Genomic DNA, 21,142 nt, shown 5'->3' on the forward strand with positions numbered 1-21,142 from the left:
CACCAGCGACGCGGAAGTGGCGGCGATCGCCGCGCGCGCGCTGTCGTGGATCGCGCCGGCCTTCGGCGGCTTCGGCCTCGGCATGGCGCTGTATTTCGCGTCGATGGGCGCAGGCCGGATGCGCTGGCCCATTGCCGCCGGCATCGCCCGAATTGGCCTCGCCGCCGGCGGCGGCTGGCTGCTGGCGCATGTCGGCGGCATGGGGCTGGACGGTCATTTCCTCGGCGTGGCGCTCGGCATCACGGCCTACGGCGCGGTGACGGCGATGGGCGTGCGGCGCGAGGTGTGGTCGGGACGGTAGCCAGGCGATGGGCCGGGATGGGGTTGAGACGAGGCGGCGCTGAGGTAGAGCCAGGGCGGTAGTGCGGCGCTAAGGCGGCGCTAAGGCGGCGCTGAGGCGGCGCTAAGGCGGCGCTGAGGCGGCGGTGAGGCGGCGCTAATGCGGGGGCAAGGCGGCGCTTGGCACCGCCAAAGCGGCGAGGCTGGAACGCGGCCGCCATCGCGGCTCGGCGCCCCAACGCATGCGCGCACGCCGTATCCCCGGTATCGTGCGGCTTATCGTGCCGACGCGGCACGCCTGTCCGGAGCACCATGACCCCTCGCCGATCGATCCTGACGGCCGCGCTGATCGTCGCCCTGCTGCATGTCTATATCGGCGTGCGCCTGCTGCCCGCGCTGCCGTGGCCGCTGGCGGCAAAAGCGCTGGCCGCGCTGTGGCTCGCCATCTCCGCCGTGTCGATGCCGACCGCGCTGCTGGCGCGCCGCTTCGAGCCGCCGTGGGGCGATCGCCTTTCCTGGCTCGGCATGCTGGCGATGGGGCTGTTCTCGACGCTGCTGATCCTGACGGTGCTGCGCGAACTGGTGCTGCTGGCCTGCGCGCTGGCCGGCTGGTACCCGCCCGCGCTGGCGGTCTGGAGCGCCGTCGGCACCGTCGCGCTGGCGCTGCTGGTCTCGCTGCTCGGCTACTGGAACGCGCGGCGGGTCGCGCGCGTGGTCGACGTCGAGGTGCCGATCGCCGGACTGCCCGCCGCGCTCGACGGCTTCACGATCGCGCAGCTCAGCGACATCCACGTCGGTCCGACCATCAAGCGGCCGTACCTGCAGCGCATCGTCGAACGCGTCAATACGCTCGGCGCCGATGCGATCGCGATCACCGGCGACCTGGTCGACGGCAAGGTGCCGGAGTTGAGGGACCACACGGCGCCGCTGGGCTCGCTGCGCGCCCCGCATGGGGTCTATGTCGTCACCGGCAACCACGAGTACTACGCCGGCGCGCACGCGTGGATCGACGAGCTGCGGCGGCTGGGGCTGCGCGTCCTGCTGAACGAACACGTGGCGATCGAACGCGACGGCGCCAGGCTGGTGCTGGCCGGCGTCACCGACTTCAGCGCCGGGCATTTCGATCCCGCGCATCGCAGCGATCCCAAGGCGGCGCTGGCGGGCGCGCCGGCCGATGCGGCGGTGCGCGTGCTGCTGGCCCATCAGCCGCGCAGCGCGATCGCGGCGGCCGAGGCCGGCTTCGACCTGCAGTTGTCGGGGCATACGCATGGCGGGCAGTTCCTGCCGTGGAACCTGTTCGTGCCGATGCAGCAGCCCTATGTCGCCGGGCTGCACCGCCACCGGAACATGTGGGTCTATGTCAGCCGCGGCACCGGCTACTGGGGACCGCCCAAGCGCTTCGGCGCGCCGTCGGAGATCACGCGGATACGGCTGCGGCGGCCAACGGCGTAGCGGGGAAACGAGCGCGGCCTGGGCACGGCTTGAGCACCGCGTGAAGCGGCATGACCAATGTCTGGGCAAGGCCAGGGCAAGCGCTGAGCTCGCGGGCGCAGCGCGGCCAGAGCATGGCCAGAGCAAGCCCCGAGCGCCGGCCGACCCCATCCGACGCCGGTCTATAATCGCCGCACCCCGCCGCGCCTGCGGTCCTGCGTGCCGCGCGCGGCGGCAGAGCCTTGCCGCGGCATGCGGCCGCCGCGGCCCTCCTTCGAACGCAGTCCCCGTGCGAGCCAGCAGCATCCATGGTCTCCGGTCCGGTCCCATGAACACTGCCAGTTTCACCCACCACACGATCGCCATCCAGCAGGTCCAGCAGACGCTGCTGGGCGCGCGCCATCGCGGCGCCGACATCGCCGCGCTGCTGCGCCGGGCCGGCATCGCGCCGGCGCTGCTCGATTCGCCGGTGGCGCGCGTCACGCAGGGCCAGTACGCGGCGCTGGCGTTCGCGATGCGGCGCGCGATGCGCGACGAGATGTGGGGCCTGTGCAGCCGGCCGCTGCCGCTGGGCAGCTTTGCGCAGTGCTGCCAGATGCTGGTCCGCACGCGCACGCTGGGCGAGGCGATGCAGGCGGGGCTGCGCTACTACCGGCTGCTGATCGACGACTTCGTGCCGCGGCTGCGCCGCCATGGCGAGATCGCGATGCTGTCGCTGTCGCCGCGCGTCCCCTACGATGCGCGCCTGGCCTACGCGGCCCGTGCCTTCGCGTTTCTCGGCTACGGCCTGGCCTGCTGGCTGGCGGCGCGCCGCGTGCCGCTGATCGGCGTCGACTACCCCGATTCGGAGCTGGGCCCCAGCCCCGACGCCGCGCTGCTGTTCCAGGCGCCGGCGTCCTACGGCCACGACTACACCGGCTGGCGCTTCGAGTCGCGCTGGCTCGATCTGCCGGTGGTGCAGAACGAGGCCAGCCTGCGCGAATTCCTGCGGCACGCGCCGGCCAGCCTGCTGATCAAGTACCGCGACCAGACCAGCATCACCGAACGCATCCGCCGCATCCTGCGCCGCAACCTGACCGGCGAGCTGCCCACGCTCGAGGACGTCGGCGAGCAGCTGGCGATGACGCCGCAGACGTTGCGCCGCCGGCTGCGCGAGGAAGGCCAGGGCTTTCGCGGCATCAAGGACGACCTGCGCCGCGACGCCGCGATCGAATACCTGGCGCGCCCCGAGCTGACGCTGCCCGAGATCGCCAGCCTGCTGGGCTTCTCCGAGGCCAGCACCTTCCACCGCGCCTTCAAGCACTGGACCGGGGTCGCGCCCGGCCAATATCGCCAGGCGCATCTGCGCGAGCACTGAGCCGCCTTCGCGCATCGGCGCTTGCTCTGCGGGTTTCCCCGTAGCCGCAAGGACCTGCGCGCCGCGCTGCGTTCGCACGCGCTCCGGCTTGATCGTTCATGCCAATGCGATTCAGCGCTTCGGCCATGTATCGGTGCGCGCTGCCTTCCTAGACTGTGGTCACCGTGGCGGCAGGACCGTCGACCAGCGGACACAGAACAGGAGACAGACATGGCAGACACATCGAAGTCGCGCCGGCGCGCACTGTGGGCCCTGGCCGGCGGCGCGCTGGGCGCCTGGTCACCGTGGCCCGCCGTGGCGCTGGCCAAGTCCGACAGCTATCCCTCCCGCACGCTGACGATGATCATGCCGTTCCCGCCGGGCGGCGCCACCGACGTGCAGATGCGTGCGCTGGCGCACGCGCTGTCCAGGGAAATGGGGCAGCAGGTGGTGGTGGTCAACCAGCCCGGCGTCGCCGGCACCATGGGCCCGGCCGCGATGGCGCGCAGTGCGGCGCCCGACGGCTATACGTTCTCGGTGGCCCCTGCCACGCTGTTCCGCCTGCCGCATCTGCAGAAGGTCAATTTCGATCCACTCAGCGACTTCACCTATGTGATCTGCCTGACCGGCTACACCAACGGCCTGGTGGTACGCGCGGACGCGCCGTGGAAGACGCTGCAGGACCTGTTCGCCGACGCCAAGGCGCGGCCCGGCCAGATCAGCTACGGCTCCACCGGCATCGGCAGCGGCGGCCACGTGGCGATGGAACGGCTCGCGCTTGCGGCCGGGGTCAAGTTCAACTTCATTCCCTTCAAGGGCATGGCCGAGGAAACCACCGCGCTGCTCGGCGGCCATCTCGACGTGATCTCGGACCCCGGTTGGGGCGCGCTGGTCGATGGCGGCAAGGCCCGGCTGCTCGCGACGCTGGGCAACACGCGGCTGCCGCGCCGCCCCAATGTACCGACGCTGAAGGAGTTGGGCTACGACATCACGGTCAATTCGCCGGTGGGCATCGTCGCGCCCAAGGGCATGGAACCGGCCGTGCTCAAGACCCTGCACGACGCGCTGCGCAAGGCGATGCGCGACCCCGACTACCAGCGCATGCTGGCGGACTACGACCAGGTCGACATGTACATGAGCAGCGCCGAGTATCGGCAGTACGCGATCGACCAGTTCGCGCGCGAGAAGGTGTTCCTGAGCCAGATCGGCGTCAAGCTGCAATAACAGGCAATGCGCTGCAGCCAGGCACGCGGCAAACGCAGGCGGCGCTGATCGTTTCGGCCAGGCGCTTTGGTTGCGCGGGCCATTGGCGCATCGCGGCGGGAGCGGCACAGTGGGACCACGCAGCAGGCAAACAACGAGGACCAGACCATGACACGCAAAGTCCATGTCGCCGGTGTCGGCATGATTCCCTTCAGCAAGCCGGGCAAGAGCGAGCCCTATATGGTCATGGGCGAGCAGGCTGCGCGCCTGGCGCTCGACGATGCCGGCGTGCCGTACGACGCGGTGCAGCAGGCCTACGTCAGCTACGTCTACGGCGATTCGACCGCGGGTCAGGCGGCGATCTACCGCGTCGGCCTGACCGGCATCCCGGTCTTCAACCTGAACAACAACTGCTCGAGCGGATCGAGCGCGCTGTTCCTGGCGCGCCAGGCGGTGCAGAGCGGCGCGGTCGAATGTGCGATTGCGCTCGGCTTCGAGCAGATGGTGCCCGGCGCGCTCAAGGGCGCCTATGACGACCGCCCCTCGCCGATGGCGCGCTTCGCCGAGACCATGGGCGAGCTGCAGGGCATTGATGCGAACGCCCCGCGGGCCGCGCAGTTCTTCGGCGGCGCGGGACGCGACTACATCAGGCAGCACGGCATCCGCCCCGACACCTTCGCCCGCATCTCGGTCAAGGCGCGCCAGCACGCCGCGCGCAATCCGCTGGCGGTCTTCCGCGACACCGTGACGCTCGACGAGGTGATGGCCGCGCCGATGGTGTTCGAGCCGCTGACGCGGTTGCAATGCTGCCCGCCAACGTGCGGCGCCGCGGCGGCGATCCTGTGTTCCGAAGACTTTGCCCGCCGCCACGGGCTCGACATGCGCGTCACCATCGCCGCGCAGGCGATGACCACCGATACGCCGAGCACCTTCGCCCAGCGCGACATGCGCCAGCTGGTCGGCTACGACATGAGCCGTGCCGCCGCCGCGCAGGTCTACGAGATGGCCGGCATCGGCCCTGAAGACATCGACGTGGTCGAACTGCATGACTGCTTCACCGCGAACGAGCTGATCACCTACGAGGCGCTCGGCCTGACCCCCGAGGGCACCGCGGAGAAATTCATTCTCGAGGGCAACAACACCTACGGCGGCCGCGTGGTGACCAACCCGTCCGGCGGCCTGCTGTCGAAGGGCCATCCGCTCGGTGCCACCGGCCTCGCGCAGTGCGCGGAACTGACCTGGCAGCTGCGCGGCCAGGCCGACCAGCGCCAGGTCGACGGCGCGCGGCTCGCGCTGCAGCACAACCTCGGACTTGGCGGCGCCTGCGTGGTGACGCTCTATCAGGCGGCCTGAACCATGATCGATCGCCAATACATCGGGCACCGGATGGCACCCTTCACCGTGCCGGTGGAGGCGGGCCGGCTGCGCCTGTTCGCCAAGGCCACCGGCCAGCACGATCCCGTCTACACCGACGAGGCCGCCGCCCACGATGCCGGCCACCCGGGGCTGCCGGTGCCGCCCACCTTCCTGTTCTGCCTGGAGATGGACGCGCCCAACCCGGCCGCGATCCGCGAACTGCTGGGCCTGGACTATCGCCGGCTGCTGCACGGCGAACAGCGCTTTACCTATCACGCGATGACCTATGCGGGCGACCGGCTGACCTTCGAGCAATGCATCGAGGACATCTACGACAAGAAGGGCGGCGCGCTCGAATTCGTCGTCCGCCGCACGCGCGTCAGCAACCAGCACGGGACGCATGTCGCCGACCTGCGCACGGTCACGGTGATGCGCCATGGATAAGGGAGCCCGACCGATGCCAACGCTGCGCTACGACGCCCTGCAGGTGGGCGATGCCCTGCCCGCCTTCGAGACCGAACCGGTGTCGCGGCTGACGCTGGCGCTCTATTGCGGTGCCTCGGGCGACCACAACCCGATCCACGTCGACACCGATTTTGCGCACGCCGCGGGCCAGCCCGACGTGTTCGCGCACGGCATGCTGTCGATGGCCTATCTCGGCAGGCTGCTGACCAACTGGGTTCCACAGCAGGCGCTGCGCGACTTCGGCGTGCGCTTCGTCGCCATCACGCAGGTGGGCGACCGGCTGACCTGCCGCGGCACCGTGGTCGAGAAGATGGAGGCGCACGGCGAGAAGCGCGTGCGGATCGAACTGAGCACCGTGGACCAGAACGGCGAGGTCAAGGTGGCCGGCGACGCGGTGGTGGCGCTGCCCTGACGACAGTCGGCCGGGGCGGAATAGCACGGATAACACAGATACAGCCAGGAGCAGACGCATGAACAAGCTGCAGGACAAGGTGGCACTGGTATCGGGCTCGGGACGGGGCATCGGCCGCGAGATCGCGCTGAAGCTCGCGTCGGAAGGCGCTCGCGTGGTGGTCAACGACCTGGACGAGGCGCCCGCGCTGGACGTGGTGGAGACGATCCGCGCGAGCGGCGGCAAGGCGGCGGCCTGCGTCGGCAGCGTGACCGACGCGGGCTTTGCGGACCGCTTCGTCAATACCGCGCTCGAGCAGTTCGGCGGCCTCGACATCATCGTCAACAACGCCGGCTATACCTGGGACAACGTGATCCAGAAGATGAGCGACGAGCAGTGGGAGGACATCCTGGCGGTGCACCTGACCGCGCCCTTCCGCATCCTGCGCGCCGCGTCGGGCTTCATTCGCGAGGCCGCCAGGCAGGAGGCCGAGCGCGGCACGCCGGTGTTCCGCAAGGTCGTCAATATCTCGTCGACGTCCGGTGTCTACGGCAACGCGGGGCAGGCCAACTACGCCGCCGCCAAGGCCGGCATCAACGGCCTGACGCGCGCGATGGCCAAGGAATGGGGCCGCTACAAGGTCAACGTCAACAGCATCGCGTTCGGCCTGATCAAGACGCGGCTGACCGAGGCCGATGCGCAGGCCGACGCCAGCATCGACATCGCGGGGCGCAAGATCAAGGTCGGCGTCAATCCGCAGATCCTGAAGAACGCCGAGGCGCTGATTCCGCTGGGACGCGGCGGCACGCCCGAGGAAGCGGCCGGCGCGGTCTACCTGTTCTGCATCCCCGAGTCCAACTACGTCAGCGGCCAGGTGCTGGTCTGCGGCGGCGGGCGCCCGTAATTCGCACCGGAACCGCGCCATGACGATCCAGCATGCATCCCGTCCGTGGATGAACAGCGAACTGGAGCTGCTGCGCGATACCGCGCGGCGCTTCTTCGAGAGCGAATGCGTGCCGCGCCAGCCCGCGTGGGTCGAGCAGAAGCATTGCGACCGCGAGATCTGGCGCCGCGCGGGCGAGCTCGGCCTGCTGTGTTCGGGCATTCCCGAGGCCTACGGCGGAGGCGGCGGCAGCTTCCTGCACGAAGCGGTGATCTGCGAGGAGCAGCAGCGCGCGCTGGTCACCAGCTTCAGCATCAACGTGCACAGCGGCATCGTCGCGCACTATCTGCTCGCCTACGGCAGCGAGGCGCAGAAGCAGCGCTGGCTGCCGGCAATGGCGCGCGGCGAGATGGTTGCGGCGATCGGCATGACCGAGCCGGGTGCGGGCACCGACCTGCAGCGGATCAAGACCACCGCAATCCTCGGCAGCGATGGCCGGCACTATCTGGTCAACGGCGCCAAGACCTTCATCACCAACGGCTGGCACGCGGACCTGATCTGCCTGGCGGTCAAGACCGATCCCGAGGCGCGCGCCAGCGGCGTGTCGCTGCTGATGATCGAAACGCGCGACCTGCCGGGCTTCCAGCGCGGGCGCCTGCTCGACAAGATCGGGCAGCGCGGGCAGGACACCGTCGAGTTGTTCTTCGACGGCGTGATGGTGCCGGCCGAGAACCTGCTCGGCAACGAGGAAGGCCGCGGCTTCCGGCAGCTGATGCAGCAGCTGCCGCGCGAGCGGCTGCTGATCGCGATCGGCGCCGCGGCCACGATGCAGCGGGCGGTCGACGACACGCTCGCCTATGTGACGCAGCGCCACGTGTTCGGCGAGCCGCTGATGGCGATGCAGAACACGCGCTTCAAGCTCGCCGAGTGCCAGACCCATGCCACCATCGCGCGCAGCTTCGTCGACGACTGCATCGGCCGGCTGCAGCGCGGCGAGCTCGACGTGCCGACCGCCGCGATGGCCAAGTGGTGGAGCACGCAGACGTTGTGCCAGGTCATCGACGAATGCCTGCAGCTGCATGGCGGCTACGGCTATATGAACGAATACCCGATCGCACGGATGTACACCGATGCGCGCGTGGGCCGCATCTACGGCGGCGCCAACGAGGTGATGAAGGAAATCGTGGCGCGGGCGATGGACGACTGAGGCATCGGCGTATCGGCGCATCTGCGCATCGGCGTATCGGCGCATCGGCGTATCGGCGTATCGGCGTACGGGGGTATCGGGGCGAACGGCGCGTCGCCGCGGAGCGGCCGCCTGACCAACCACAGGAGACCAGCAGGCAATGACATCCGAAGCAGTGCCATCCAGCCCATCGGAGCAGGCCGCGTGGTTCGGCAGTTGGCCGCGCGGGCTGCCGCATCGCATCCGCGTGCCGCGCGTCACGCTGTGCCACAACCTGTCGGTGCAGGCCGACCGCTATCCCGACAAGCCCGCGATCGTCTTCTACGGCCGTGACCTGAGCTATGCCGAACTGCGCCGCCAGACCGAGGCGCTGGCCGGCCATCTGCATCGCCAAGCCGGTGTGCGGCCGGGCGAGCGCGTGCTGCTGATGAGCCAGAACTGCCCGCAGTTCGTCGTCGCCTTCCACGCGATCGTGCGCTGCGGCGCGGTGGTGGTGCCGGTCAATGCGATGTGCACCGCCAACGAGCTGGATCACTATCTGCGCGACAGCGGCGCGCAGGTCGCGCTGGTCGCGCAGGAACTGCTGCCGGCGCTGCGGCCCGCGCTGGCGGGCGATCGGCTGCGGCATGTGGTGGTGCACAACTATGCCGACGCGATCGACGCCGATACCGATCTCGACGTGCCCGACTGGGTGCGCGCCCCGCGCGCGGCGCTGGACGATGCGCGCCTGACGTACTGGGCCGATGCGCTGGCGGCCGCGCTGCCCGCGCCGGATGTGCAGGCCAGCCCGGACGACCTCTGCGTGCTGCCCTACACCTCCGGCACCACCGGCCAACCAAAGGGCTGCATGCATACGCACCGCACGCTGCTGGCGTCGACCTTCTCCGCGGTGCTCTGGCGCGGCCTGCATGCGGAAGCGGTGGTGATGGGCGTGGCGCCGCTGTTCCATCTGCTCGGCATGCAGAACGCGATGCTGATGCCGATCGCGATCGGCGCGACGGTGGTGATGCTGCCGCGCTGGGACGCCGCCACCGCGGCCCGCCTGATCGAACGCCATCGCGTGACGACCTGGGGCGCGCCGCCGGCGATGCTGATCGACTTCTTCGCGCACCCGGAAGCGAGCGCGCGCGACCTGTCCAGCCTGACGCTGCTGAACGGCGGCGGCGCCGCGATGCCGGAGGCGGTGGCCGCGATGCTGAAGTCGCGCTTCGACCTTGGCTATATCGAGGGCTATGGCATGACGGAGACCGCCTCGTTCCTGCATTGCAATCCGCTGCACCGACCGAAGCGGCAGTGCCTCGGCATTCCGGCCTTCGGCGTCGACTCGCGCATCGTCGACCCGGCCACGCTGGCGCCGCTGCCACCCGGCGAGGTCGGCGAACTGGTGACCAGCGGCGACCAGCTGATGCTCGGCTACTGGAACGACGAGGCCGCGAACCGCGAGTCGTTCTTCGAGCGCGACGGCAAGCGCTTCTTCCGCACCGGCGACCTGGCAAGCGTCGACGAGGAAGGCTACTTCTTCATGCGCGACCGGCTCAAACGGATGATCAACGTCAGCGGCTACAAGGTCTGGCCCGCCGAGGTCGAGACCATGCTGTACCAGCATCCCGCGATCCACGAAGCCTGCATCGTCGCGGTGCCCGACAGGCGGCAGGGCGAATCGGTGAAGGCGGTCGTCGTCCTCAAGCCCGGCACGACGCTGGAGCCGGCCGAGCTGATCGCGTGGTGCCGGGAGCGGATGGCGGCGTACAAGGCGCCGCGGGCCGTGGAGTTCCGCAGTGCGCTGCCGAAGTCCGGTACGGGCAAGGTGCTCTGGCGGGAGATTCAGGCGGAGCAGTGCCGTGCGGTGGAGACAGGAGCCGAGGCCGTGGATGCGCCGGCTCTGGGCGAAGCCAACGCCGGCCGCCTCGACAAGCCGCTTCAGCAAGCCTGATCCGTTTTCCGCTTCGGAGACCCACGCGATGTACCTGACCCAGGGACTGCACCGCGCGATACAGCGCCATCCCGCCAAGATTGCGCTTTGCCACGTGGCCGACGGCCACACGCGTACCACCGATTTCGCTGAACTGGGTGCGCGGGTGGCGCGTGCCGCCGCGGCGCTGAAGCGTCACGGCGTGGGACCCGGCGACCGCGTCGCGCTGCTCGCGCAGAACGGCGACGGCCTGATCGCGATGCTGCTGGCCTGCTGGTGGCGCGGCGCGGTGGCGTGTCCGCTCAATACGCGCTGGAGCGTGCCCGAGCTGCGCCATGCGATCGGCGACTGCGGCGCGCGGCTGCTGCTGCCCGATCGCCAGCTGACCGCGATGGCGGAGGAACTCGACGACCTCGCCACGGTGGTGCCGATCGACACCTTCCTGGCCGATGCCGACGCCGCGGCGGCGGCCGGCGCGGAATCGCTCGACGATACGCGCACCGGCGGCGATGCGCTGGCCGCGATCCTCTACACCGGCGGCACCACCGGTCGCGCCAAGGGGGTGATGCTGTCGCACGCCAACTTCTGGGCCGCGTCGATCTCGCGCGCCGCGGAACTGAACAATGCGCCGGACAGCGTATCGCTGCTGGTTGCCCCGCTGTTCCATGTCGCCGGTTTGGGCCGGCTGATCGGGCAGCTGATCGCCGGGGGCAGCTGCGTGACGCTGCCGCAGTTTCGCGCCGACATCGTGCTGTCCGCCATCGAGACACATCGGATCTCCGACATCATCGTGGTGCCGACCATGCTGCAGTCGCTGCTCGATCATCCCGGCTTCGACGCGGCGCGGCTGCAGAGCTTGAACCGCATTGCCTTCGGCGCCGCGCCGATGCCGCCGGACCTGCTGGCGCGCGCACTGCAGGCGTGGCCCGACGCGGAGTTCTTCCAGGCCTATGGCATGACGGAGACCGCCGCCGCGGTCTGCATCAATCCGCCAGCCAATCATCGTCCGGGCATGGGCGCCGAACGCCACCGGCATTCAGTGGGACGCGCCGGGCTCGGCGCCGAGATCCGCGTGGTCGATCCGCAAGGCGAAGAAGTGCCGCGCGGCACCGTCGGCGAGATCGTCGTGCGCGGGCCGATGGTGATGCGCGGCTACTGGAACCAGCCGGATGCGACCGCGCAGGCGCTGCGCGATGGCTGGCTGCATACGGGCGACGGCGGCTGGATGGACGAGGATGGCCATCTGTTCATCGCCGACCGGCTCAAGGACATGATCATTTCCGGCGGCGAGAACGTGTACTCGGGCGAAGTCGAGACCGCGCTGCGCAGCCATCCGCGCGTGGCGCAGGCCGCGGTCATCGGCGTGCCGGACGCGCGCTGGGGCGAGCGCGTGCATGCGGTGGTGGTCGTGGAGGGAGGCGAGCCACAGGACGACGCCGCGCTGTCGGCCGAGCTGACGCAGTGGTGCCGCGAACGGCTGGCGGGCTACAAGTGCCCGCGCAGTTTCGCCTATGTCGATGGGCTGCCGCTGTCGGCGGCCGGCAAGGTGCTGAAGAACGAATTGCGGCAGCGATACCGCGGCGCGGTGGCGGTTGGCGGGCGCTGATCGTCGGCGCCGCGAACTCATCAGCGAGAGGAATTCCGATGGAACGAATCGACTTCGAGATGCGGGACGGCGTCGCCACGCTGACGCTGAAGGATCCGAAGACGCGCAATGCGCTCGGGCCCGCGATGCGCGAGGAAATCGCCGAAGCAGTGCGCGTGGTCGCGACCGACCGCGGCATCCGCGCGCTGGTGCTGACCGGCGCCGACGGGCACTTCTGCTCGGGCGGCGACCTGCGCAATATCGCGAGCGCCGGTCTGGACAACCAGGGCTGGCGCGAGCGGCTCGGCGACCTGCATCGATGGCTGCGCGACCTGATCGGCCTAGACAAGCCCGTCATTGCGGCGGTCGATGGCGCGGCCTTCGGCGCGGGCTTCGGCCTGGCGCTGACGGCGGACTTTTTGATCGCCACGCCGCGGGCGCGCTTCTGCGTGTCCTTCCTGAAGGTCGGCCTGGTGCCCGATTGCGGGATCTTCCACACGCTGCCGCGCGTGGTCGGCGTGCAGCGCGCCAGGGAACTGATGCTGTCGGCGCGCGAGGTCGGGGCCGAGGAAGCGCTGCGGCTGGGAATCGCGATGGAGATTCATCCGCCGGAAGCGCTGGCGCAGCGCGCCCATGCGATCGCGCGCAGCTTTGTCGGGGCCTCGCCGATGGCGGTCAGCCTAGTCAAGCGGGCGGTGGCCGCGGATGGAGATCTTGCGACCGCACTGGAGCTGGAGGCCAATGCACAGGCGCTGGCGATGGGCACCGGGCACCATCGCGATGCGGTCGAGGCGTTTCTGGAGAAGCGGCCGGCGCCGTTTCAGTGGCCGGCCTAATGGGGAAGTTCTGGGGAAGTTTCGGGGTAGTTTCGCCGGTTTTCTCCCCTCTCCCGCGAGGCGGGAGAGGGGCCGGGGGAGAGGGAAAGCGCTTCGCCTTCAGCGGGCGATCGGCTTGTAGCGGATGCGCTTGGGCTTGGCGGCTTCCTCGCCCAGGCGGCGCTTCTTGTCGGCCTCGTACTCCTGATAGTTGCCGGCGAAGAACTCGACGTGCGAGTCGCCTTCGAAGGCCAGGATATGCGTCGCGATCCGGTCCAGGAACCAGCGATCGTGCGAGATGACCATCACGCAGCCGGCAAACTCCAGCAGCGCGTCTTCCAGCGCGCGCAGCGTTTCGACGTCGAGGTCGTTGGACGGTTCGTCGAGCAGCAGCACATTGCCGCCGGCGATCAGCGTCTTGGCCAGATGCAGGCGCCCGCGTTCGCCACCCGACAGCGTGCCGACGTGCTTCTGCTGGTCCGAGCCCTTGAAGTTGAAGCGGCCGATATAGGCGCGCGAGGGCGTCTCGTAGCGGCCCACGGTCAGCACATCCGCGCCGCCGGAGATTTCCTCGAACACCGTCTTGCTGCCGTCGAGCGCGTCGCGGCTCTGGTCGACATAGGCGAGCTTGACGGTCGGCCCGATCTTGATCGTGCCGCTGTCCGGCTGCTCCTTGCCGGTCAGCATGCGGAACAGCGTCGATTTACCGGCGCCATTCGGACCGATCACGCCGACGATTGCGCCCGGCGGCACCTTGAAGCTCAGGTTGTCGATCAGCAGCCGATCGCCGTAGGCCTTCGATACGTTCTCGAACTCGATCACCTCATTGCCGAGCCGCTCGCCGACCGGAATGAAGATCTCCTGGGTTTCGTTGCGCTTCTGGTATTCCTGGCTATTCAGCTCGTCGAAACGCGCCAGACGCGCCTTCGACTTGGCCTGCCGGCCCTTCGGATTCTGGCGGACCCATTCCAGCTCCTTCTTCAGCGCCTTCTGCCGCGCCGACTCGCTGGACTCTTCCTGCTTCAGCCGGTTTTCCTTCTGGTCCAGCCACGAGCTGTAGTTGCCCTTCCAGGGAATGCCGTGGCCGCGGTCCAGCTCCAGGATCCACTCGGCCGCGTTGTCGAGGAAGTAGCGATCATGGGTCACCGCGACCACCGTGCCCGGGAAGCGGGTCAGGAACTGCTCCAGCCATTCGACCGATTCGGCGTCCAGGTGGTTGGTCGGCTCGTCCAGCAGCAGCATGTCGGGACGCGACAGCAGCAGCCGGCACAGCGCGACGCGGCGCTTCTCGCCGCCGGACAGATGGCCGACCTTGGCGTCCCACGGCGGCAGCCGCAGCGCGTCGGCCGCAACTTCCAGCTGCTGCTCGGCATTGTTGCCGTCGCTGGCGGCCAGGATTGCCTCGTACTTGGCCTGATCGGCGGCCAGCTGGTCGAAGTCGGCATCCGGCTCGGCGTAGGCCGCGTAGATTTCCTCGAGCTTCTTGCGCGCCTCGAACACCTCGCCCAGACCGCCCTCGACTGCTTCACGCACGGTCTGCTCGGGATCGAGCTGCGGCTCCTGCGGCAGATAGCCGATGTTCAGATTCGGCATCGGGATCGCTTCGCCCTCGATGTCCTTGTCGACGCCGGCCATGATCCTGAGCAGCGTCGATTTGCCCGAACCGTTCAGGCCGAGCACGCCGATCTTGGCGCCGGGGAAAAAGGACAGCGAAATATCCTTCAGGATCTGACGCTTGGGCGGAACGATCTTGCCCACGCGATTCATCGTATAGACGTACTGTGCCATGCGGCTTACCCAGTGAAATGACTGTGTTGGAGGGGGATGGCGCAGTGTAGCAAACCGGGGGCGGCGGACGGACGGGGTGGCGGATGCGCTGGCCCATGCACGGGTCCATGCACTGCTCCTGGACCAGCCCATGCACTGCCCGCTGGCCGACACGGCGACCGCTGCACGGGCCCACGCGCCGGCCGGCGTACCGGCCGATGTACCGACCGAAGCGCTGGCCAAGGCGCCGCCCGCGGGCGCGGTATCATCGTGCCCTTCGCCTTCGGGCAAATTCCTGCCGACCGAGTACCACCATGAGCCCCAAACCCGCCCGCACGCTGACCTTCAAGTGCAAGAAGTGCAACAAGCCCGTGACCCTGTACCTGCAGAAGGTATCGGCCTGCTCGCATATCACGCCATACCAGGGCTTCTGCAAGTGCGGCGAGATGATGCGCCACGCCACCGGGGACAAGGACGCGGTGGCGTCGTTCGTGGAGTCGAACGATATTCACTGGGCGCATCACCATCATCACCATCATTGAGCGATGGCGGGTTCAGGCCGCGATGCGGGCGGAGACCTTGCGCGTCGTGGACTGAATGAACCGGCCGAGGCGGTCCGCGAGATCTCGCGCGCCATGCGGCAACGACGGCAAGGTGTGCTCCACCGCGCGCGCCACTGCGCCCGGGATCCGTTGCGCCAGTTCCGCCGCCTGGCCCAATACGAAGCGCGGCTGCATGCCAAGGGTTTCGGCCATCGCCACCACGTGCCGGCGCGCAATCTCGCCCGGCCGGTTTTCTCCCCCGATCGAGAACGCGAACTCCCCTGACAGCCCGGCATACAAGCGGGTGCACATCAGATCGTAGAAGGGGGTCAGCCTCACGCCCTGCCCAGGCAGCACGTACAACGACAGGTTCTTTGCGTGGCTGTCGTTGTTGCCGACGTAGAGGTTGAAGAAGATCCAGTTCAGGAAGTGGCGCAGGTCTACCGCGGGCTGGACGCTGCATTGCCGGATCAGAGCGGCACAGGCGGCGATGCCAGGGCCGCCCTCCTTTTCGTACTTGCGGTCGGACACGGTGCCGGCCAACTGGCACAGATCGTACTGGACCAGCCGTCCCAACGTTCCATCCGGCCGCTGGTACCTGTCGAAGCGCCGCACGACGCATGCTCGCGTCATCGGTTCATAGAAAACCTCGGCGGCAGGCAAACCACACTCCGCGGCAACGCGCATCACGATGGTTTCGTTCGCGGCCGACTGCCATACCTTGGCGAGGCGCTTGATGTCCGGCTTCAGGATATGCGTGGACGGCGCGACGCCGCGAGGAAGACGCGGGACGCCATCGTCGAAGATCGCCAGGCTCGTCTTGTCCTGTGCGCCCGCGAGCGAGATCCGCGCGCGGGCACCCTTCAGGTCGACGGCGGCCGCAGACGGCTTGCTCAGCGCCGCGCCCAGCGCCTGCCATGAGGTCGCCTGGTACGTGGCGGGCTTCGGCGTTTCGCCTTCCGGCACGATGACGAAGGCCCCAGCCGTGTCCCCCGCCACCTCCAGGAGCATCGAAAACAAGGTGGACGCCTTCTTCTGCTGCGCGAGATAGTCGCGCAATTCCCCCTCGGGCAGCAGGTTCTCGAAGAAGGCCTGCACGACCTCGGCGTCCTGCAATCCCGGCATCAGCGGAATGGCGGCGACCGGGAAGCGGTCCTCCCTGGCGAGCCATGCGGGCGAATAGGCGAAGGCCAATGGCGCGGTATCGTGGATGGTGCCGACCACTTCATCGCCCCACAGGACGCTGAGCCGTTCGGGCCGGGCCATCACAAGCCTCCGCTGGTCTTCGGTTTCACGACCACTTCCAGCCCGAGCAAGTCCATGATGTCGAGAACCTTCTGCAGCTGGACCGTCGGCTTGCCCCGCTCGAGTTCGACGACAAAGCGGTTGCCGGTACCGCCGAGACCGGCGAGATCGGTTTGCTTCAGTTCGAGTTGCTCGCGCCGCTGGCGGATGGCGGCGCCGAGTTCGGCCGAGCTGTGAACCACGATGCCGCTAGCGGCTGAGTTACCGCTCGGGAAGTTTTGTTTCTCCGTTGCCATCTTGCGCCCCTGATATTACCGCTCGGTAATTTTATATTGGAACCACGCATCGTCAAGGAAAAAGATTACCGCTCGGTAATACCACTGATCGCAGGCTTGGTGCGGTGCTGTAGTTCCCGGGAACGAATGGGTCGACGGCGTGGGAGGGCATCAGCCCCGCCGTTCAATCGAACGCCTGCACCGCCAGCAGCAAAATCACCGCCAGATAGCCCAGATGCATGCGCGTGCGCTGCCGCTTGTAGCGACGCACGACGTCCGGCAGGAACAATTGGCGTGCCGTCTTGAAGCTGGAAATCGGATCGGCCACGACGTCGGAATACGCCTCGGTGTTGTTGCGATAGATCGTCGCCAATGACTCGCGCTCATGTCCGCCCGTCAGCTGCTGCGTCGTGCGTGAACGCTTGCTGATGCGGTAGTAGAACAGCGGCGCATCGATCCGATGCACCTTGGCCTCGGGCTCCAGCAGACGGATATAGAACTCCCAGTCCTCGAAGCCGTGCTTCATCGCTTCGGAATAGCCCGAGGTCCGCTCGTACAACGCGCGCGGATAGACCGCGCAGTTGTGAATCATGTTCTCGAACAGCAGCCGCTGATAGCTGTATTCGGGCAGCCGCCATTTCCCCTTCTTCGCGCCGAATCGCTTGACCTGGCAGTAGACCAGCGCGGTGTCCGGATGCCTGCGGAAATGCGCTAGCGCGCGGCGCAGGTAGTCGGGATGGATCTTGTCGTCTCCGTCCAGCGGCACGATGTATTCGCCGCCGGTAAGCCGGATACCGAGATTGCGCGCCGACGCCACGCCGCCGTTCTGCTTGCGGATATAGGTGAAGCGGCGGTCCTTCTGCACGAAGGACTGCACGCGCTGCGCGGTATCGTCGGTGGAGCCGTCATCGACCACGATGCAGCGCCAGTGCCGGTAGCTCTGGCGCCGCACCGATTTCAGCGTGTCGGCGATCACGCCCGCCTGGTTGTAGCAGGGGACGATGATGGCGACTTCTGGCGCTGGATCGGTTTGCGAACGGCGGAATCTGGAAAGAGACTTCAACAGCATTAATGGGGAAAGCGGGTTCTGCGGTTGCGGCCAATGATCGCATACCGACCGTGACGGCCCTGGAAAACCGGGCCATCGCCGCTCGGCGTGCTCGGTTTCGGTCGTGCCGCTGGTTCCGCCTAACCCTCGTTAGTTCAGCTTGATATCGAGCTGCTGCACGGTCCGACTTTCGACCTCGAACTGCTCGGCGGCGGACTTCGCATATTGCTCGCTGCTCACGTAGACGGTTCGAGGTCGATGGCCTCCAACGACCTCAGGTATGTCGGATCCTGCGTCGCGTTTCTGAAGGCGTCGTGCAGGGTCTTGACGATATTCGGTCCATGCCGCTCGGGCCGACGATGCCGACCAGCGAGCTCGCGGTCAAGCGGCGGCGACCCGCCTGGCTCGTCAATGCCTTCGGCGCTGCCAGATGGATTACATTTCCGGGAGCAAGACTGAGGATGGGACCAGTCCAATTTCAACGATCCGGGAATCTCATGCACAACGACAAATTCGACCTGATCCAATTTTCCTCCGCGGTTCGCGATCTATTGGACAGCGAGCTTCAGGTATCGGTCGGCAATATGGAAGTGGTGCCCTTTGCCGAGAAGCTGTACAAGCTGGTGAGGTCGCATGCCTACAACGAGGGCGTGCTCGACGCGAAGCGCGTGATGGAACGCAAGCTGGCGGATGTTTCGGAGCAGCTGGATATCTTGCTGCAGTATGAGTAGCAAGTATTCGCTGACGCAGGTCAGGGAGGTCTGGGTCAACGCCCGCTTGAACGGCGAGGTGGACTGGCTCGACTATCTGGAGGCGCCGACGTTCTTCTTGAAGGCGAATGGCGAACTGGTTTCCAAAGCCAATCAGATTGCCTACATCGAACGCAGCCGGAAGAAGTTTCCGAACAAGCGGGCCGGCGAGGCACAGTTCAAGGAAACCGGCATCGAGATCCAGCAGCACAAGAGTTGGGCCACGGTAACGGGATCGGCATGCCTGAAGAGGGATGGGAAGATCGTCCACCAGTTCGAATTTCTCGAGTTATGGCTGATCGTGGGGGGCCGATGGCAGATTGCGTCCCTCTGTATCGGGGATATCGAGCATGCAGGGGCGGCATGACCTTGACTGCCGGCCGGCATGACGGCAAGGCGCTGGCGCTAACGCGAGGGCGGACGCTGGCCGCCTCTGATGCTTCCGCGCCGATTGCCAGCGACGGACATCGCTTACGGCGGCCCGCAACTCAAAACAACGTGGCTTCCATTCCCGACGCCCCTTCCCGCTCGGTCCTCGGCAAGTCCAGCCGCAGCGTGGCGCCTCCGGACAGATCCAGTTCGTCGCAGTTGTTCCCGGGCCCGCCGCGGTCCACGACGATGAACCGCGCCACACCTTCCGTCACGATCAGCGAGTGGTGCCACACGCCCTTGCGATAGTTGACGCCTTGCCGGCCGTTGGTGACGAAGGCCCGCACCGCATGCGGCTCGACCGTGTCGCCAGGCGGCGCCACCACGACGAGGAACCGCGCATCCCCCAGCGGAATGAACGCCTGGCTGCCGAGCGGGTGCCGCTCGAACGAGGTCAGTACCAGCGGCAGCGCATAGGGTTGCGATTCGAACAGATTGATCAGCGGGCGTCCGTCGTTCGAGGACACGTCGACCTCGGCAAGGTCGTGAAAGCGATGACACATGCCGCGATTGATGGCGATGGGGGTGCGGCCATCGCTCTCGATGACGTCGCCGAACGGCGCGAAGGCGTCTGCGGTCAGCGGTTGTGCGATCAGGGACAGCGGGGCGGTCTGAATGGGCATGGCTGGACGGAATCGGGTTCGCCTACTGGTCTTACCAGTATTACGATATGGCATGTCGGTGTCAATGCGGGAAATCGGCGGGTAAACGCCGATTTGTTGGGTTCGCGCGGGGCGTTATTGTTCCGCCCTGCGCGCATCAATCATACTGGTCATACCAGTGATAATCCAACGGACGACACAACAAATACGAGGAGACCTGCCATGACACCCTACCAAGCCGGCCCGGCGATTACGCCGGCGTCCGCGGCCGACATCCCGGCCGTCGCGCAAGAGAACGCGCTCTACCGCAAGGTGGCGTGGCGACTGCTGCCCTTCCTGATGCTGTGCTACGTCGTCGCCTACCTCGATCGCGTGAACGTCGGCTTCGCCAAGTTGCACATGCTCGCCGACCTGCAGTTCAGCGAAGCGATGTACGGCCTGGGTGCGGGTCTCTTCTTCATCGGCTACTTCTTCTTCGAGGTGCCGAGCAACATGCTGATGCACAGGATCGGCGCCAAGGCGACCATCTCCCGCATCATGATCACCTGGGCGCTGATCTCCGCGGCGATGATGTTCGTCACCACGCCGACGCAGTTCTACGTGCTGCGCCTGCTGCTCGGCGCCGCGGAGGCCGGCTTCTATCCCGGCATGATCTTGTATTTGACTTACTGGTTTCCGTCGCACCGCCGCGCGAAGATGGTGGCGCTGTTCATGTGTGCGATCCCGGTGTCGGGCATTTTCGGCGGACCGCTGTCGGGCTGGGTCATGGAATCGATGCAGGGCGTATCGGGGCTGCGCGGCTGGCAATGGATGTTCCTGCTCGAGGCCATCCCCTCGCTGCTGGTCGGCGTGGCGGTGATGTTCTACCTCGACAACAACATCCGCGCCGCCAAGTGGCTGACCGAATCGGAGAAGGTGCTGCTCGAGCGCAACATCGCCAACGAACGCCAGGCCAAGGACGCGCACCCGACGCTGCGCGCACTGTTCGCCGATACGCGCATCGTCAAGATGGCCTTCATCTGCTTCTGCACGGTGATGGGCCAGTACGGGCTCACGTTCTGGTTGCCGACGCTGGTCAAGCAGTCCGGCGTATCGAGCGCGCTGCATATCGGCCTGCTGACCGCCGTGCCGTTCTCGGTCGCGGTCTGCTCGATGATTCTCGTCAGCCGCAGCTCCGACCGCATGCGCGAACGCCGCTGGCACTTGATCGTGCCGTTCTGCTGCGGCGCCACCGGCCTGGTGCTGAGCGCCGTGTTCAGCGACAACGTGGCATGGTCCCTCGCCGCCCTGGCGCTGGCAGCCGGCGGCAGCCTCGCGACTTCGCCGCTGTTCTGGAGCCTGCCGACCGCGATCCTGTCCGGCGCCGGCGCGGCCGCGGGCATCGCGATGATCAACTCCTTCGCCAACCTGGCCGGCTTCCTGAGCCCCTACATGATCGGGCTCATCAAGGACGCGACGCAAAGCACCAACCTGGCGATGTTCGTGCTGGCCGGCGTGCTGCTGATGGGCGCCCTGCTGACGTACACGGTGCCCGCGAAGCTGGTCAACAAGTAGGCGCCGCCGCGCGGGGGCGCGCCGACGCTCGGGTACAATCGTCTGCCTGAGCGGCGCCCCTCCGCTGCGATGCGCGGCAGTTCGCTTGC

At 67.5% G+C, this 21,142-nt stretch carries 20 protein-coding genes and 1 pseudogene; 16 read left to right on the top strand and 5 right to left on the bottom strand.

Translation table 11 applies throughout. The annotated features are described in order from the left end of the window. The 12 genes and pseudogenes from AC6EI8_RS04910 to AC6EI8_RS04965 all read left to right on the top strand — a co-directional run. Positions 1–301 (top strand): annotated as a pseudogene (locus tag AC6EI8_RS04910) (MATE family efflux transporter); the annotation flags it as partial. Positions 302–591: 290 nt separating this feature from the next. Then, positions 592–1,731: a metallophosphoesterase gene (locus AC6EI8_RS04915; protein ID WP_226109470.1), complete on the top strand. Its 1,140-nt coding sequence runs from the start codon at positions 592–594 to the stop codon at positions 1,729–1,731. Positions 1,732–2,038: 307 nt separating this feature from the next. Continuing rightward, on the top strand, positions 2,039–3,067 hold the full coding sequence (locus AC6EI8_RS04920) for an AraC family transcriptional regulator (RefSeq protein ID WP_498381422.1): 1,029 nt from the start codon (positions 2,039–2,041) through the stop codon (positions 3,065–3,067). A 210-nt stretch (positions 3,068–3,277) separates the two neighbouring features. Beyond that, positions 3,278–4,270: a tripartite tricarboxylate transporter substrate binding protein gene (locus AC6EI8_RS04925; protein ID WP_149319679.1), complete on the top strand. Its 993-nt coding sequence runs from the start codon at positions 3,278–3,280 to the stop codon at positions 4,268–4,270. Between the two features lie 147 nt (positions 4,271–4,417). Continuing rightward, positions 4,418–5,602 carry a lipid-transfer protein gene (locus tag AC6EI8_RS04930; RefSeq protein WP_149319680.1) on the top strand — a complete coding sequence of 395 codons (1,185 nt, stop codon included), beginning with the start codon at positions 4,418–4,420 and terminating at the stop codon, positions 5,600–5,602. A 3-nt stretch (positions 5,603–5,605) separates the two neighbouring features. Beyond that, positions 5,606–6,049 (top strand): MaoC family dehydratase N-terminal domain-containing protein, encoded by a 444-nt coding sequence (locus tag AC6EI8_RS04935; protein ID WP_150082589.1) that lies wholly within the window; start codon positions 5,606–5,608, stop codon positions 6,047–6,049. 13 nt (positions 6,050–6,062) lie between these two features. Further along, entirely contained in the window at positions 6,063–6,482 is a 420-nt protein-coding gene (locus AC6EI8_RS04940) for a MaoC family dehydratase (protein WP_150082590.1), read from the top strand. A gap of 58 nt (positions 6,483–6,540) precedes the next feature. Further along, entirely contained in the window at positions 6,541–7,365 is an 825-nt protein-coding gene (locus AC6EI8_RS04945; protein ID WP_498381423.1) for an SDR family NAD(P)-dependent oxidoreductase, read from the top strand. Between the two features lie 19 nt (positions 7,366–7,384). Continuing rightward, entirely contained in the window at positions 7,385–8,551 is a 1,167-nt protein-coding gene (locus AC6EI8_RS04950; protein ID WP_226109473.1) for an acyl-CoA dehydrogenase family protein, read from the top strand. Between the two features lie 139 nt (positions 8,552–8,690). Next, a complete protein-coding gene (locus AC6EI8_RS04955; protein ID WP_149319684.1) occupies positions 8,691–10,463 on the top strand; it encodes a long-chain-fatty-acid--CoA ligase in 1,773 nt (590 codons plus the stop codon). Positions 10,464–10,491: 28 nt separating this feature from the next. Then, positions 10,492–12,048, top strand: a complete 1,557-nt coding sequence (locus AC6EI8_RS04960; protein ID WP_498381424.1) for a class I adenylate-forming enzyme family protein — start codon at positions 10,492–10,494, stop codon at positions 12,046–12,048. Between the two features lie 38 nt (positions 12,049–12,086). Continuing rightward, on the top strand, positions 12,087–12,863 hold the full coding sequence (locus tag AC6EI8_RS04965; protein ID WP_498381425.1) for an enoyl-CoA hydratase/isomerase family protein: 777 nt from the start codon (positions 12,087–12,089) through the stop codon (positions 12,861–12,863). 99 nt (positions 12,864–12,962) lie between these two features. Here the strand turns inward: AC6EI8_RS04965 and ettA are convergent, their stop codons facing one another. Next, positions 12,963–14,630 (bottom strand): energy-dependent translational throttle protein EttA, encoded by a 1,668-nt coding sequence (ettA, locus tag AC6EI8_RS04970; RefSeq protein ID WP_150082596.1) that lies wholly within the window; start codon positions 14,628–14,630, stop codon positions 12,963–12,965. 293 nt (positions 14,631–14,923) lie between these two features. Here ettA and AC6EI8_RS04975 point away from each other — a divergent pair, with 293 nt between their 5' ends. Then, a complete protein-coding gene (locus AC6EI8_RS04975; protein ID WP_006575803.1) occupies positions 14,924–15,151 on the top strand; it encodes a hypothetical protein in 228 nt (75 codons plus the stop codon). Between the two features lie 12 nt (positions 15,152–15,163). Here AC6EI8_RS04975 and AC6EI8_RS04980 read toward each other — a convergent pair whose 3' ends face one another. From AC6EI8_RS04980 to AC6EI8_RS04990, 3 genes are all read right to left on the bottom strand, one after another. Next, positions 15,164–16,417 (bottom strand): type II toxin-antitoxin system HipA family toxin, encoded by a 1,254-nt coding sequence (locus AC6EI8_RS04980; protein WP_498381426.1) that lies wholly within the window; start codon positions 16,415–16,417, stop codon positions 15,164–15,166. Beyond that, positions 16,417–16,692: a helix-turn-helix transcriptional regulator gene (locus AC6EI8_RS04985; protein ID WP_498381427.1), complete on the bottom strand. Its 276-nt coding sequence runs from the start codon at positions 16,690–16,692 to the stop codon at positions 16,417–16,419. Before AC6EI8_RS04985 ends, AC6EI8_RS04980 begins: the two co-directional genes overlap by 1 nt. A gap of 163 nt (positions 16,693–16,855) precedes the next feature. Next, positions 16,856–17,740, bottom strand: coding sequence for a glycosyltransferase family 2 protein (locus AC6EI8_RS04990; RefSeq protein ID WP_150082600.1), 885 nt, complete (start codon positions 17,738–17,740; stop codon positions 16,856–16,858). Positions 17,741–18,060: 320 nt separating this feature from the next. Here AC6EI8_RS04990 and AC6EI8_RS04995 point away from each other — a divergent pair, with 320 nt between their 5' ends. Together AC6EI8_RS04995 and AC6EI8_RS05000 are read left to right on the top strand one after the other, a co-directional pair. After that, entirely contained in the window at positions 18,061–18,450 is a 390-nt protein-coding gene (locus tag AC6EI8_RS04995; protein ID WP_262485065.1) for a DUF2164 family protein, read from the top strand. Beyond that, entirely contained in the window at positions 18,443–18,835 is a 393-nt protein-coding gene (locus tag AC6EI8_RS05000; protein ID WP_498381428.1) for a hypothetical protein, read from the top strand. Before AC6EI8_RS04995 ends, AC6EI8_RS05000 begins: the two co-directional genes overlap by 8 nt. A gap of 121 nt (positions 18,836–18,956) precedes the next feature. Here the strand turns inward: AC6EI8_RS05000 and AC6EI8_RS05005 are convergent, their stop codons facing one another. Then, positions 18,957–19,520 (bottom strand): ureidoglycolate lyase, encoded by a 564-nt coding sequence (locus tag AC6EI8_RS05005; RefSeq protein WP_498381438.1) that lies wholly within the window; start codon positions 19,518–19,520, stop codon positions 18,957–18,959. A gap of 201 nt (positions 19,521–19,721) precedes the next feature. Here AC6EI8_RS05005 and AC6EI8_RS05010 point away from each other — a divergent pair, with 201 nt between their 5' ends. Beyond that, positions 19,722–21,053 carry an MFS transporter gene (locus AC6EI8_RS05010; protein ID WP_498381429.1) on the top strand — a complete coding sequence of 444 codons (1,332 nt, stop codon included), beginning with the start codon at positions 19,722–19,724 and terminating at the stop codon, positions 21,051–21,053. Positions 21,054–21,142: the final 89 nt, after the last annotated feature.

The sequence above is a fragment of the Cupriavidus sp. R6-3 genome, assembly GCF_059772245.1.